The organism is Sphingopyxis sp. MG, assembly GCF_002953155.1.
GTDB lineage: Bacteria > Pseudomonadota > Alphaproteobacteria > Sphingomonadales > Sphingomonadaceae > Sphingopyxis > Sphingopyxis granuli.
Genome location: NZ_CP026381.1, coordinates 3959432 through 3972931, shown reverse-complemented (window position 1 = coordinate 3972931; position 13500 = coordinate 3959432). Strand labels below are relative to the sequence as shown.

Annotated in this window: 15 protein-coding genes; 9 read left to right on the top strand and 6 right to left on the bottom strand. The window is 70.0% G+C overall.

Going from position 1 to position 13500, the window contains the following annotated elements:
- The first annotated feature begins 41 nt into the window (after window positions 1-41).
- From ribB to C3E99_RS18330, 3 genes are read left to right on the top strand one after another with little or no spacing between them, the layout of a single operon-like run.
- Complete coding sequence (gene ribB, locus C3E99_RS18340) at window positions 42-1319, top strand: 3,4-dihydroxy-2-butanone-4-phosphate synthase (protein ID WP_076073437.1); 1278 nt, start codon at window positions 42-44, stop codon at window positions 1317-1319.
- A complete protein-coding gene (ribH, locus tag C3E99_RS18335; RefSeq protein WP_076073436.1) occupies window positions 1319-1744 on the top strand; it encodes a 6,7-dimethyl-8-ribityllumazine synthase in 426 nt (141 codons plus the stop codon). Before ribB ends, ribH begins: the two co-directional genes overlap by 1 nt.
- A complete protein-coding gene (locus C3E99_RS18330) occupies window positions 1737-2336 on the top strand; it encodes a hypothetical protein (protein ID WP_104960215.1) in 600 nt (199 codons plus the stop codon). The genes ribH and C3E99_RS18330 overlap by 8 nt, the downstream gene beginning before the upstream one ends.
- 46 nt (window positions 2337-2382) lie before the next feature.
- Here the strand turns inward: C3E99_RS18330 and C3E99_RS18325 are convergent, their stop codons facing one another.
- Entirely contained in the window at window positions 2383-3468 is a 1086-nt protein-coding gene (locus C3E99_RS18325) for an alkene reductase (protein ID WP_076073434.1), read from the bottom strand.
- 113 nt (window positions 3469-3581) lie between these two features.
- Between C3E99_RS18325 and C3E99_RS18320 the strand changes: the two genes are divergently transcribed.
- From C3E99_RS18320 to C3E99_RS18295, 6 genes are read left to right on the top strand one after another with little or no spacing between them, the layout of a single operon-like run.
- On the top strand, window positions 3582-4496 hold the full coding sequence (locus tag C3E99_RS18320) for a DMT family transporter (RefSeq protein ID WP_083674930.1): 915 nt from the start codon (window positions 3582-3584) through the stop codon (window positions 4494-4496).
- On the top strand, window positions 4496-5179 hold the full coding sequence (locus C3E99_RS18315) for a COQ9 family protein (RefSeq protein WP_076073432.1): 684 nt from the start codon (window positions 4496-4498) through the stop codon (window positions 5177-5179). The genes C3E99_RS18320 and C3E99_RS18315 overlap by 1 nt, the downstream gene beginning before the upstream one ends.
- Before the next feature lie 53 nt (window positions 5180-5232).
- A complete protein-coding gene (locus tag C3E99_RS18310) occupies window positions 5233-5484 on the top strand; it encodes a FeoA family protein (protein WP_067111673.1) in 252 nt (83 codons plus the stop codon).
- Entirely contained in the window at window positions 5481-7355 is a 1875-nt protein-coding gene (gene feoB, locus C3E99_RS18305) for a ferrous iron transporter B (RefSeq protein WP_076073431.1), read from the top strand. Before C3E99_RS18310 ends, feoB begins: the two co-directional genes overlap by 4 nt.
- 32 nt (window positions 7356-7387) lie before the next feature.
- On the top strand, window positions 7388-7936 hold the full coding sequence (gene ssb / locus C3E99_RS18300; RefSeq protein WP_104960214.1) for a single-stranded DNA-binding protein: 549 nt from the start codon (window positions 7388-7390) through the stop codon (window positions 7934-7936).
- Window positions 7937-7964: 28 nt separating this feature from the next.
- Window positions 7965-8447, top strand: coding sequence for an MmcB family DNA repair protein (locus C3E99_RS18295; protein ID WP_076073429.1), 483 nt, complete (start codon window positions 7965-7967; stop codon window positions 8445-8447).
- Window positions 8448-8735: 288 nt separating this feature from the next.
- Here the strand turns inward: C3E99_RS18295 and C3E99_RS18290 are convergent, their stop codons facing one another.
- The 5 genes from C3E99_RS18290 to C3E99_RS18270 all read right to left on the bottom strand — a co-directional run bounded on the left by C3E99_RS18290 (window position 8736) and on the right by C3E99_RS18270 (window position 13438).
- A complete protein-coding gene (locus tag C3E99_RS18290; RefSeq protein ID WP_076073428.1) occupies window positions 8736-9362 on the bottom strand; it encodes a riboflavin synthase in 627 nt (208 codons plus the stop codon).
- Between the two features lie 7 nt (window positions 9363-9369).
- Window positions 9370-10314: a bifunctional diaminohydroxyphosphoribosylaminopyrimidine deaminase/5-amino-6-(5-phosphoribosylamino)uracil reductase RibD gene (ribD, locus tag C3E99_RS18285; protein WP_104960427.1), complete on the bottom strand. Its 945-nt coding sequence runs from the start codon at window positions 10312-10314 to the stop codon at window positions 9370-9372.
- 37 nt (window positions 10315-10351) lie between these two features.
- Window positions 10352-10810: a hypothetical protein gene (locus C3E99_RS18280; protein ID WP_104960213.1), complete on the bottom strand. Its 459-nt coding sequence runs from the start codon at window positions 10808-10810 to the stop codon at window positions 10352-10354.
- A 332-nt stretch (window positions 10811-11142) separates the two neighbouring features.
- A complete protein-coding gene (locus C3E99_RS18275; RefSeq protein ID WP_067112894.1) occupies window positions 11143-11604 on the bottom strand; it encodes an acyl-CoA thioesterase in 462 nt (153 codons plus the stop codon).
- A gap of 7 nt (window positions 11605-11611) precedes the next feature.
- Window positions 11612-13438, bottom strand: a complete 1827-nt coding sequence (locus C3E99_RS18270; protein WP_076073425.1) for an aminopeptidase P family protein — start codon at window positions 13436-13438, stop codon at window positions 11612-11614.
- Window positions 13439-13500 lie beyond the last annotated feature (62 nt).

The window sequence follows — 13500 nt, the reverse complement described above, 5'->3', positions numbered from 1 at the left end:
TCCGCATTGACATTCACACCACAGTGTGAAAACTGCCCTCCATGTCCACGCAACTCATCGAGCGCATCCGCGCCATCGTCGATGACGGCAGCATGTCCCGTTCGGGGCTTGCGCGCGCCGCCGGTCTCCATGCCAACAGCCTGCGCGACCTCGAATCGCCCGGCTGGAACCCTACCGCCGAAACGCTGCGCAAGCTCGAAAGCTGGCTGACGCACGGCAGCGACCTGTCGCCGATGGCGACGCCCGAAGAGATCATCGCGGAGGCGCGCAACGGCCGCATGTTCATCCTCGTCGACGACGAGGACCGCGAGAATGAGGGCGACCTCGTCATCCCGGCGCAGATGGCGACCCCCGACGCGATCAACTTCATGGCCACCCACGGGCGCGGGCTCGTCTGCCTGACGCTGACCCGCGAGCGCGTCGAACAGCTCGGCCTCGAACTGATGAGCCGCAACAACGGCACCCGCCACGAAACCGCCTTCACCACCTCGATCGAGGCGCGCGAGGGCGTCACCACCGGCATTTCGGCGGGCGACCGCGCGCGCACCGTCTCGGTCGCGATCGACGCCGGCAAGGGCCGCGACGACATCGTCACCCCGGGCCATGTCTTTCCGCTGATCGCGCGCGACGGCGGCGTGCTGGTGCGCGCCGGCCATACCGAGGCCGCGGTCGACATCAGCCGCCTCGCCGGGCTCAACCCCTCGGGCGTGATCTGCGAGATCATGAACGACGACGGGACGATGGCGCGGCTCGACGACCTGATCCCCTTCGCGCGGCGCCACGGGCTCAAGATCGGGACGATCGCCGACCTGATCGCCTATCGCCACCGCAACGACCGGCTGGTCGAATGCGTGTCCGACGAGCCCTTCGAATCGGATTACGGCGGCGACTGGCGGCTCAAATCCTATCGCAACAAGATCGACGGATCGGTGAACCTCGTGCTGCAGAAGGGCGTCGTCGATCCCGAGGCGGTCACGCTGGTGCGGATGCATCCGGTGTCGATCTTCGACGACATCATGGGCCGGCCGGGGCCGCGCAAGCGCCGCCTGCAGCGCCCGATGGAGGCGATCGGCGCGGCCGGCGCCGGCGTCATCGTGATGCTGATGCGCCCGTTGCCCGGCTCGGCCGCCGCCGATGCCAGCCCGCCGCCCGCCGGCGGCATGGACCTGCGCACCTATGGCATCGGCGCGCAGATCCTCGCCGACCTCGGCGTCCATGCGATGGAGCTGCTCACCCCGTCGCACACCAATATCGTCGGGCTGGAAGGCTATGGCCTGTCGATCGTCGGCGAGCGCGCGATCCCGGGGGAGGCGGCCTGATGGCGCATGTCCTGATCGTCGAAGCGCGCTTCTATTCACATCTCAACGACATGCTGCTCGACGGCGCGCGCCGCGCGGTCGAGGCGGCGGGGCACAGCCACGAGACGGTGACGGTCCCCGGCGCGCTCGAAGTGCCCGCCGCCATCGCGCTGGGCGCGGAGACCGGGCGCTTCGACGCCTATGTCGCGCTCGGCGTCATCATCCGCGGCGAGACCTATCATTTCGAGGTGGTGTCGAACGAAAGCGCGCGCGGGCTGATGGCGCTGACCCTCGACGGGCTGGCGATCGGCAACGGCATCCTGACCGTCGAGGACGAGGAGCAGGCGCTGGCGCGCGCCGACCGGACGCGGAGTGACAAGGGCGGCGGGGCGGCGAAGGCCGCGCTGGCGATGCTCGACCTGAAGGAAAAATTCGGCATTGGCTGACCGGCCGCCTCCCAGCCGTTACGCGATCGTCGAGCGCGGCGGGCGGCTGGTGGTGCTCGACCGCGACACCGGCCGGACGCCGCCGACCGCCGCCGAGCGGATGGCCGAGCACGACCGGCGGATGGGCAACGAGCCGATCCGCCCCGTCGCGCGCGCCGTCCCCGAAATCCCGGCGCCTGCCAAAATCCCCGAAGCGCCCCCGCCGCCCGCACGACCCGCGGCCGATCGCGCGGTCGCAGCCAAGGCGAGTCGCAAGCAGCCGTGGACGAATCGCGACGCAAGGCCGGCCGCTCCCGCCCGCGCATCGCGGCCCACTGCCGCTGCCGCGAGCGGCCGCAAGACGATCGTCACCGGCAAATGGTGGGACGCAAAGGGTCCGCGCACGATCGCGCTCGGCCCCAGGGGCCGGCAGACGCTGTCCAGCGGCTTCACGACGCTGGCCCTCGTCCTGCTGGTCGTCGCCATCGCCGCGCTGTTCATCGCGCCGCTGGTCGCCTTCGCCGGCGCCTTCCTGCTCTTCCGCTTCGGCGGGCAGATACTGGGTCCGATCGGTGCCGGGATCGTCGACAGGGCGGTCGCCGCGCGCGATTGACCCCCACGTCGCCCCTGCTTTCGCAGGAGCGACGCGCCTTTCCGGGTCAGGCCGCGACCAGCGCCGGATAGTCGATATAGCCCTCCGGTCCCGGCGAATACCAGGTCTGCATATTGTCGGGCGCCCATGCGGCGCCGGTGCGGATGCGCTCGACGAGGTCGGGGTTGGCGATGAAGGGGCGGCCGAAGCTGATCGCGTCGGCGACGCCGCTTTCCAGCGCCGCCTTCGCCTCTTCGACGTCATAGTCGCTGTTGAGGATCAGCGGCCCGGCAAAGAGCTTGCGGATCGCGGGCGACTGCCTGGGCACGTCGGTGCGGCCGAAGGTGCCGTCGGGCCCCGGCTCACGCAGTTCGAGGAAGGCGATGCCGAGCGCGTCGAGCGCCGCCGCCGCCGCGGGGAACAGCCGCTCGGGCGCGCTGTCGTCGACGCCCTGCGAATCGCCGTTGGGCGACAGGCGCACGCCGACGCGATCGGCGCCCCACACCCCGATCAGCGCCGCGGTGACCTCGCCGAGCAGGCGGATGCGGTTCTCGACCGGGCCGCCATAGGCGTCGTCGCGCAAATTGGTGCCGTCGCGCAGGAACTGGTCGATCAGATAGCCGTTGGCGGCGTGGAGCTGGACCCCGTCGAACCCGGCTTTCTTCGCATTCTCCGCCGCCTTCGCATAATCGTCGATCAGCCGCGGAATCTCGTCGAGGCGCAGCGGCCGCGCCTCCTCATAGTCGCGTCGTCCGACCGGTGTGTGCGCCTTGCCCGGCGCGGTGGTGGCAGAGGCCGACACCGGCGGGCGGCCATCGTTGAACACCGAATGGACGACGCGGCCCATGTGCCAGAGCTGCGCGACGATGCGCCCGCCCGCGGCATGCACCGCCTCGGTCACCGGCTTCCAGCCCTCGACCTGCGCGTCGGTCCACAGCCCCGGCGCCGACGGCCAGCCGAGCCCTTCCTGCGAGATTCCCGTCGCTTCGGAGATGATCAGCCCCGCCGAGGCACGCTGGCGATAATATTCGACGGCCAGTTCGTTCGGCACGAAGCCGGGGCCGGCGCGGCCGCGCGTCAGCGGCGCCATGACGATGCGGTTCGGCGCCGCGATGGCGCCCAGCTTGATCGGATCGAACAGCGTTGCGGGCATGATTCCTCCACTATCCACTTTCTGCGCGACGGCCCCGATGGCCGCCGCTATGGGCAGCGAAGCTATGGACGCTCCGGTGCCGGCACAATGCTAGGTAGCAAAAGAAAATCTAAATGACAGCGAAGATGGACAGCGGCGACGGCAGCGGGCAGGCGAAGGCGCGGGCGAACCGCTGGGCCTTCGCCGCGCTGCTCGGCGGCAATATCGCGCTGTCGCTCGGCGCGATGCTGGTGCGGCTCGCCGACGACGTCGGCCCGACCGCCTCGGCCTTCTGGCGGATGACGCTCGCGCTGCCGCTGCTGCTGCTTTTCGCGTGGCGCGAGTCGGGCGGGCGCATCCCGCCCCGCCGTGCGGTCGCGGTGGCCGCCGCGGCGGGTATCTTCTTCGCGCTCGACCTCGCCGCCTGGCATGTCGGCATCCTCAATACCAAGATCGCCAACGCGACGCTGTTCGGCAATTGCGCGAGCCTGCTGCTCGTCCTGTGGGGCATTTTCCTGACCCGCGAGCTGCCGCGCGGCTGGCAGGCGCTGGCGATCCTGCTCGCCTTCGCCGGCTCGGCGCTGCTGATGGGACAGAGCTACGAGCTGTCGCCCGCCTATCTCGCCGGCGACCTGCTCAGCCTGCTCGCCGGGATGCTCTACACCGGCTACGTCATCCTGATGAAGCAGGTGCGCGGCACGCTGGAGCCGTGGACCGCGCTCACCATCGCGTCGGCGGTGTGCGTGCCGTTGCTCCTCGCGGTCGCGCTCGCGCTCGGCGAACCGGTGATGCCGGGCGACTGGACGCCGCTGATCCTGCTCGCGCTGACCAGCCAGATCGTCGGACAGGGCCTGATGATCTGGTCGCTGCCGCGCTTCACGCCGCTGGTGATCGGGCTGACCCTGCTCGTCCAGCCCGCGGTGGCGGCGCTCGCCGGCTGGCTGATGTTCGGCGAGCGGCTGGGGCCGATCGACCTGTTCGGCGGCATGCTCGTCGGCGCCGCGCTGGTGCTGATTCGGTTGCCGAGCCGCCGTATGGCGCCTATCTGATGGTCATGGTCCAGTCCCCGTCCGCCGCCCTGCCCGCCGACCCGACGCTTGACGAGATTCGCGCCGCGCTCGCCCCGCTGATCGCACGCAATGCCGCGTTCGACGGCTTCGGCGACGCCGCGCTCGCCGATGCCGCGACGCGCGCGGGCGTCGATCCGGACGTGGCGCGGCTCGCCTTTCCCGGCGGCGGCCGCGACATGGTCGACGCCTGGTTCGCCACGATCGACGCCGCGATGGCCGAACGCTGCCCGCCCGAGGCGCTGGCGACGCTCAAGATCCGTCAACGGATCACGACGCTCGTCGAAACGCGCCTCGCGCTGATCGCGCCGGATCGCGAATCGCTGCGCCGCGCGCTGGCGCTGCTCGCGCTGCCGACCAACGCACGCTTCGCGGCCCGGCTCGGCTGGCGCGCCGCCGACCTGATGTGGCGGCTCGCGGGCGACACCGCGACCGATTTCAACCATTACAGCAAGCGCACGATCCTCGCGGGCGTCTATGCCGCGACGATGGCGGTGGCGCTGAACGACGAGAGCGAGGATTTCGCCGACACGCGCGCCTTCCTTGCGCGCCGTATCGATCAGGTGATGCGCTTCGAGGGCTGGAAGCACCGCCGCGCCGCACGCGGCACCGAACGCCCGAGCCTCGCCCGCTTCGTCGGCCGCCTGCGCTACCCGGGGCGCTGACCGCACCCAACAAAGGGCTGGCCTTCCCCCGGGGTTATTGATAATCGCTCGCAATGCTTGCGAAGCTCGATTCCTCTCCGCTCGGCACCGCGGTGCGCATCGCGCGCATCGACTGGACGTCGATGACGCACGACGAAGGACGCCGGCTGCGCGAATTCGGGCTGATGGAGGGCTGCGAGGTGGTGCCGATGCACCGCGGCAGCCTGTTCTCGCGCGAACCGCTCGCGCTGACCATCGGGCGGATGAAGGTCATCATCCGCGGCAAGCAGGCCGCGGCGATCGAGGTCGAACCGACGACACCATGACCGGCCCGCTCCCCACCGTCGCGCTGGTCGGCAATCCCAACGCCGGCAAGTCGAGCCTGTTCAACGCGCTGACCGGCGCGCGGCAGAAGATCGCCAACTATCCCGGCGTCACCGTCGAGCGCAAGGCGGGCCACGCCAGCTTCGCCGACGGCCGACCGCTGGCGCTGGTCGACCTGCCGGGCAGCTACAGCCTGACCCCGTCCAGCCCCGACGAGGCGGTGACGCGCGACGTCGTGCTCGGCCGCCAGGCGGGCGAGACGCGCCCCGACGCGCTGATCGTCGTCGTCGACGCCGCCAACCTCGACAACCATCTCTGCTTCGCGCTCGAACTGATCGCGCTCGGCCTGCCGACCGTGATCGCGCTCAACATGGTCGACCTTGCCGAGCGCGACGGGCTGACGCTCGATCCCGACCGGCTGGCGCGCGAGCTGGGCGTGCCGGTGGTGCCGACCGTCGCGGTGCGGCGGCGCGGAATCGCCGAGCTGCTCGCCGCGGTCGATGCCGCGGTGCAGGCGGGCCGCGCGCAGGGCGAGCCGCAGCCGCCGGCCGCGGCGCCGTCCGACGCCGCGCTCCACCAGCGCGCCCGCGCGCTCGCGCGCGCCGCGATCCTCGCCGAAACGCCGGTGCGCCGCTGGACGCAGCGCATCGATGCGATCATCCTCCATCCGGTCGCGGGCTTCCTGATCCTGCTCGCGCTGATGTTCGTGATGTTCCAGGCGGTCTATGCCTGGTCCGAAGCGCCGATCGGCTGGATCGAGGACGGCATCGCCGCCTTGCAGGGCGCGGCGACCGCCGCGCTTCCCGACGGCTTCGTGCGCGGACTGATCGTCGAGGGGCTGCTCGCCGGCGTCGGCGCGGTCGTCGTCTTCCTGCCGCAGATTCTGATCCTCTTCCTCTTCATCCTGCTGCTCGAGGCGTCGGGCTACATGACCCGCGCCGCCTTCCTGATGGACGGGCTGATGGCGAAGGTCGGCCTGTCGGGGCGCGGTTTCATCCCGCTGCTGTCGAGCTTCGCCTGCGCGGTGCCCGGAATCATGGCGACGCGGTCGATCTCGGACGAGAAGGACCGGCTGACGACGATCCTCATCGCGCCGCTGATGACCTGTTCGGCGCGCCTGCCCGTCTACACGCTGATCATCGGCGTCTTCATCCCGAACCGGGGCGTCGCGGGGACGCCGATCGGGATGCAGGGGCTGGTGCTGTTCGGCCTCTATGTCGCGGGGATCGTCGGCGCGCTCGTCGTCGCCTTCGTGCTGCGCCGCACCGTCGTGCGCGGCAGCGCGGCGGGCTTCATGATGGAGATGCCGCGCTATCAATGGCCGCGGCTGCGCGACGTCGCGATCGGGCTGTGGCAGCGCGCGTGGATCTTCCTGCGCCGTGCCGGCACGATCATCGCGATGACCACCGTCGTGCTGTGGCTGCTGCTCACCTTTCCGCAGGCGCCGGCGGACAGCGACGTGCGCCAGGTCGACTACAGCATCGCGGGCCGCATCGCCAGCGGGCTGGAGGTCGCGGTGCGGCCGATCGGCTTCAACCACGACATCGCGCTCGCGCTGATCCCGGCGATGGCGGCGCGCGAGGTCGCGGTGTCGGCGATGGCGACCGCCAATGCGATCGACGCCGACGACGACGAGGAAGCCGTCGCCCAGTCGCTCGGCGAGCGCCTCCAGGGGCGCTGGAGCCTCGCCACCGCGCTCGCCTTCCTCGCCTGGTTCGTCTTCGCGCCGCAGTGCATCTCGACCATCGCGATCACGCGGCGAGAGACCAACGGATGGAAATGGCCGCTGTTCATGGTTGGCTATTTGTTCGCGCTCGCCTATGCCGCTGCTGGTATCACCTATTGGACGGCCGTCGCCTTCGGACTCGGCTGATCCCCCAACTTGGAAAGCGGAGCGGAGCGGCGATGGCAGGCAGCGTCAACAAGGTTATCCTGATCGGCAATCTGGGCGCCGATCCCGAAATCAAGTCGTTCCAGAACGGCGGCCGGATCGCCAATATCCGCATCGCCACCTCCGAAAGCTGGAAGGACCGGATGACCGGCGAGCGCAAGGAGCGCACCGAATGGCACAATGTCGTCATCAACGGCGACGGGCTGGTCGGCGTCGTCGAGCGCTATCTGAAGAAGGGCAGCAAGGTCTATGTCGAGGGGTCGCTGCGCACCCGCAAGTGGCAGGACCGCGACGGCAACGACCGCTATACGACCGAGGTGGTGATCGCCGGCATGGGCGGCGCGCTGACGATGCTCGACGGCGCCCCCGGCGGCGGCGGATCGCGCGGCGGCGGTGACTGGGGCGGCGGCGGATCGGGTTCGGGCGACAGCTGGGGACAGGGCGGCGGCGGCGGTTCTTCCGGCGGCGGCGGCTGGAACCAGGGCGGCGGCGCCTCGGGCGGCGGCGGCGGTGGCGGACGCCCGCCCTTCGACGACGACCTCGACGACGATGTTCCGTTCTGATCGACTATAGAGGAAAGCAGGCTTCGCCATGGCGGGCCTCGATTTCGCACCGCCCCTGACCGCTCCCGACGTCGCACGCGGCGTCTGCCGGCTGTTCGCTCAGGCGGGGCTGGTCGCGATTCCGGAGGTACCGCTGCCCAACGGCCGCCGCACCGACCTCACCGCGATCGACGCGCGCGGGCATATCACCATCGTCGAGATCAAGGTCAGCCGCGCCGACCTGCACGGCGACGGCAAGTGGCCCGACTATTGCGACTGGTGCGACCATTTCTACTGGGCGCTCGCCGCGGGGCTCGACCCCGCGATCCTCGACACCGCGGCCTATCGCCCCGAAACCTCCGGGCTGATCGTCGCCGACCGCTACGGCGCGGCGGTGGTGCGCGAAGCGGCGCGCTGCACGCTCGCCCCGGCGCGCCGCAAGGCCGAACTGCTGCGCATCGGCCGCCTCGCAATGCGCCGCTCGATGATCATGGCGGACCCCGAACTGGCGGCGGGGTGGGTCGAGAGGTGAGGGCGGAGCCCGGATAATCTCACGCAAAGGCGCGAAGGCGCAAAGAAAGAAGAATCTCACACAAAGACACAAAGAGGGCGTGCGCGGCTGCGTTGCACGTTCCTGGGCAAGAGGCAGCTCATTGGAGATTGGCCGGACAAAGTCCGGCCGTTCAATGATCAAGGGCGACGCCACGGCTATGCCCGCCCTCTTTGTGTCTTTGTGTGAGATTATCCGAAAGCGAAGCCGTCGGCGCAGCTCTTCTTTGCGCCTTCGCGCCTTTGCGTGAGATTTATCGGAAGCCCGCGTTCATCCCCGCGCCTGCATCCGCGCAAGGTAGCGCGCGAGGATGTCGATCTCGAGGTTCACCGGCCGCCCCGCCGCCGCCTCGTTCAGCGTCGTCATCTCCTGCGTGTGCGGGATGATGTTGAGCGTGAAATGCGCGGTCCCGTCCGCCTGATCGGTCACCTCATTGACCGTAAGCGATACGCCGTCGAGGGTGATCGAGCCCTTGGGCGCGATATGCGGCGCCAGCGACGCGGGCGCCTCCACCGTCACCTTGACGCTGTCGCCGACCGGCTCGACCGATACGATCCGCCCGACCGCATCGACATGGCCGGTGACGATATGCCCGCCCAGCTCGTCGCCGACCTTGAGCGCGCGTTCGAGGTTCAGGCGGCGGCCCGCGTCCCACATGCCCGGCGCGGTGCAGGCCAGCGTTTCGGCGCTGGCGTCGACCGCGAACCAGCCGCCGGGGCCGTTGCCGCCGTCATCCACGCCCTTGTCCACCACGGTCAGGCACGCGCCCGAACAGGCGATCGACGCGCCAAGATCGATCCCGCTCACATCATAGGCGGTGCCGATGACCAGCCGCGCGTCGCCGCGGTCCTCGCGGCTGCGGATGGTGCCGATATCGGTGATGATTCCCGTGAACATGGCGCGGTCATTCCTTCCTGATGCGCTCGTAGACGTCGAGCCGGTCGCTGCCAAGCAGGCGGCTGTCCACAAGGCTCCAGCGCCCGTGCGCCGCCGCGAGGTCGGACAGGCCGATGTCGCCGAGCGCCGCCTTGCCGCCGCCGATCAGGATCGGCGCGCGATAGAGCAGCAGCCGGTCGACGCGGTCGGCGGCGAGGAAGGCGGAGGCCGCGCGCGCGCCGCCCTCGACGAGCAGCGAATCGACGCCCGCAACCGATTCGGGCGAAGCGACCGCCGTCCAGCCTTCGGGCACCGCCCCACGCGTCAGCAGCAGCCTCTTCGGGCTCCGCGCTTCCAGACCCGGCAGACGCACGTCGAGGCGCGGCGCGTCGGCCAGCAGCGTCCCGCGCCCGACCAGAATCGCCTCGTGCCGCGCGCGCTCCAGATGACCGTGCGCGCGCGCACGCTCCCCGGTGATCCAGCGGCTCGACCCGTCGGCGAGCGCGATGCAGCCGTCGAGCGAGGTCGCGAGCTTCAGCGTCACGAACGGCGCCCCGCGCGTCTGCCGCGTCCACCACGGCGCCATCGCGGCGCGCGCCGCGTCGGCGAGCACGCCGGTCTCGACCGCGATCCCCGCAGCACGCAGCCGCGCGATGCCCTGCCCGTCGGTACGCGGGTCGGGGTCGATTGCCGCGACGACGACGCGCGCGACCCCGGCGGCGATCAGCGCGTCGGTGCAGCAGGGACCGCGCGGGCTGGCGTGCGCGCAGGGTTCGAGGCTGACGTAAGCGGTCGCGCCGCGCGCCGCGTCGCCCGCCGCCGCCAGCGCCATCGCCTCGGCGTGCGGACGCCCGCCGGGCTGCGTCCAGCCGCGCGCGACGACCCGCCGGTCCCTGACGATCAGACACCCGACATTGGGATTGGGCGCCGCCGCCGGTCGGCCGCGCTGCGACAGCGCGACGGCGGCCGCCATCCAGTCGGCATCGGTCGGGGCGGGCGGCATCGGCGGTTTAGGGCCGGGGCGCCGTCGCGGGTTTAGGCCCGCGCGCCGCACGTTCGGCGAGCGTCGAGCGCGTCGGCGCGGGCTTCTTCGCCAACTCGTCGGCTTCCTGGCCGAGCGTCTCGCGCGTCAGCTTGTCGGCCTCGCTCGAATCATAATCGACCCCCAGCAGGTCGGCGAGCTTCTGATATTCGGCGCGGCGCCGGGCGTTCTCGCGCGTCGTTTCCTTGGCGCGCGCGACCCAGTCGGCGCGAATCTCGGCCTCGCTGCGGTCGGCCTGCCAGTTCTCGAAATAGATGATCTGCCGCTCGGGCTTCTCATAGGGGATCAGATATTGCGAGACGCCGTGAAAGATCACCCAGGTCAGCGCGATCGCGACCCCCCACATCGTCCAGCGATGCGGGCGCGGTTCGCGGATATAGGCCCAGAAATCGCCAAGCCCGCCGCCGACATCCCAATTGTTGAACATTCCCATCGTCCCAATCTAGGCGATATCGCCTCGATTTGCGAGGGGGCAGGACGAATGCGCGCCGCAAAAGCCCCGGCACGAACGATTGCAAAAAATGCAACGACAGATGCTCATTTCGCAGTTGCACAAATCATTGTGCAGTGCAATATCACACTTGCCTTTTAGGCATCCTCTCCCAAAAACTTTCAAGGGTCGCCCTCGGGCGGCCCTTTTTTTCGTTCGCGCCGAATCGCCTGCGACGGCGGGGCCGGACGACGCGGCCGCGCTGCCGCCGCGCCCGGAAAGCGCCGGGAGAAATCCGGCGGCCTGCACCCTAAAGATTTGAAAACAGGCTAATCTTGCAGCGGGGTCCGCGCCTCGAACCGGCGGACCTCGGCGATGAAGCTGCCCGGCAGCGGCGTCGCCTGCCCGCTGTCGAGGTCGAGATGCGCATAGCTGATCTCGATGTCGGCAAGCCGCTCTTCGTCGCGCGCGATCGCGCAGTGCAGCGTGAAGCTGGTGCGCTCGAAACGGCTGATCCGCGCCGCGATGGTGATCAGATCGTCGAGCCGCGCCGGGGCATGATAATCGATCTCGCTATGCGTTTCGCGGATATCTGTACCATATTGGTGAAAATAGGGACCGGGCTGGCCTTCGCCCAGCGCGCGGAAATATTCGGTCACCCCGATGTCGGCATAGACCAGATAGATGGCGCTGAAGACGCTGTTCTGCCCGTCGATCTCGTTATAGCGCACCCGCACCCGTTCGCGGACGCGGAAATCGGCGAGCGGGACGGCCCAGTTGTCGCGGTCCATCGCGGCCTCAGGCGGCGAGCGCCGCGGCGCCGCGGTCGATCGGCGCACAGGCGGCGGCCAGCCACGCGCGGTCGGCCTCGTCCATGCCGGGCGCCAGCTTTTCGAGCACCTGCGCATGATAGGCGTCGAGCCAGTCGGCCTCGGCGGGCGAAAGCAGTGCGCCCTCGACCAGATCGCGCGCGATCGGGGCGAAGGTGATCGTCTCGAACCCCAGCATCTCCTCTTCGGCGCCGGCGATCGTCTGCGGCACGACGATCACCAGATTCTCGATGCGGATGCCGAAATGCCCCGCCTTGTAATAGCCGGGCTCGTTCGACAGGATCATCCCGGCGTGCAGCGGTTCCTCGGTTCCCGCCTGCCCGCCCGACGGCTTGGCGATGCGCTGCGGTCCCTCGTGCACCGCCAGATAGGCGCCGACGCCGTGCCCGGTGCCGTGCGCATAATCGACCCCGTCGGCCCACAGATATTGCCGCGCGAGGATGTCGAGCTGGCTGCCGCGCGTGCCCTTGGGAAAGCGCGCGGTGGCGAGCGCGATATGCCCCTTCAGCACCTGGGTGAAGCGGCGGCGCATCTCGGCGGTCGGCCGGCCGATCGCGATCGTGCGCGTGATGTCGGTGGTGCCGTCGGCATATTGCCCGCCCGAATCGACGAGGTAGAGCGTGCCGGTCTCGACCGCGCGATTGGTCGTCTCGTCGACCTTGTAATGCGGCAGCGCGCCATTCGGCCCCGCGGCCGAGATGGTGTCGAACGACAGGTCCCTCAGCGCGCCGCTCTCCTCGCGAAAGGCGCGCAGCTTCGCCGCGGCGGACAGTTCGTCGAGCCCGCCCTGCGGCGCGTGCGCCTCCATCCATTTCAGGAAGCGCGCGACCGCGACGCCGTCGCGGACATGCGCGGCGCGGGTGCCGCCCAGCTCGGTGTCGTTCTTGATCGCCTTGGGCAGCACCGCCGGGTCGCGGTGGCGCTCGATCCGCGCGCCCGCGCCTTCGAGCGCGGTGAAGATCGCTGCGACCGCGCGGTCGGGATCGACCGCCACCTTCTTGCCTGCCAGCTCGGCGAGCGCCGCCTCGAAAGCGTCGCGGTCGTGGATGCGCACGCTGTTGCCCAGATGCGCGCGCACCGCCTCGGTGATCTTCTCGGGCGCGATGAACAGGTCGGCAGTCGCGTCGGCATGGAGCAGCGCGAAGGCCAGCCCGACCGGCGTATGGGTGACGTCGGTGCCGCGGATGTTGAAGGTCCAGGCGATCGAATCGAGCGCGGTCATCACCGTCGTGTCGAGTCCCTTCGCCTTCAGCCAGTCGGCGATGATCGCGCGCTTGTCGGCCGCCGACTGCCCCGCGAGCGCGGTGTCGTGGACCGTCACCGGCGCGGCGCTCGGCGCCGGCCGCTCGTCCCACACCGCATCGACCGGATTGCTGTCGACCGCGACCAGTTCGGCACCCTTGGCCGCGAGAGCATGCGCGAGCCCGCGCGCCCAGTCGATGCCGTGCAGCCACGGGTCATAGCCGATCCGCTGCCCGGCGCCGACGTTGGCGCCCAGCCATTCGGCGACGCTCGACTGCGGCACCCCGACATAGTCGTAGAGCGTCCCGTCGACCTGGTCGCGCACCTGCACCGTATAGCGACCGTCGACGAAGATCGCCGCCTTTTCGGGCAGCACCGCCGCGGTGCCCGCCGAGCCGCCGAAGCCGGTGAGCCACGCGAGCCGCTGCGCATAGGCGCCGACATATTCGCTCATATGCTCGTCGCTGATCGGCACCACGAAGCCGTCGAGGCCGCGCGCCTTCAACTCGGCGCGCAGGCGGGCGAGGCGGTCGGCATGAACGGCGCTGGACATATGGCTTTCCTTGTTCCTACATCGCGGCCGATCCCCGCTGTCGGGGCGATGCCGCGGGAGTT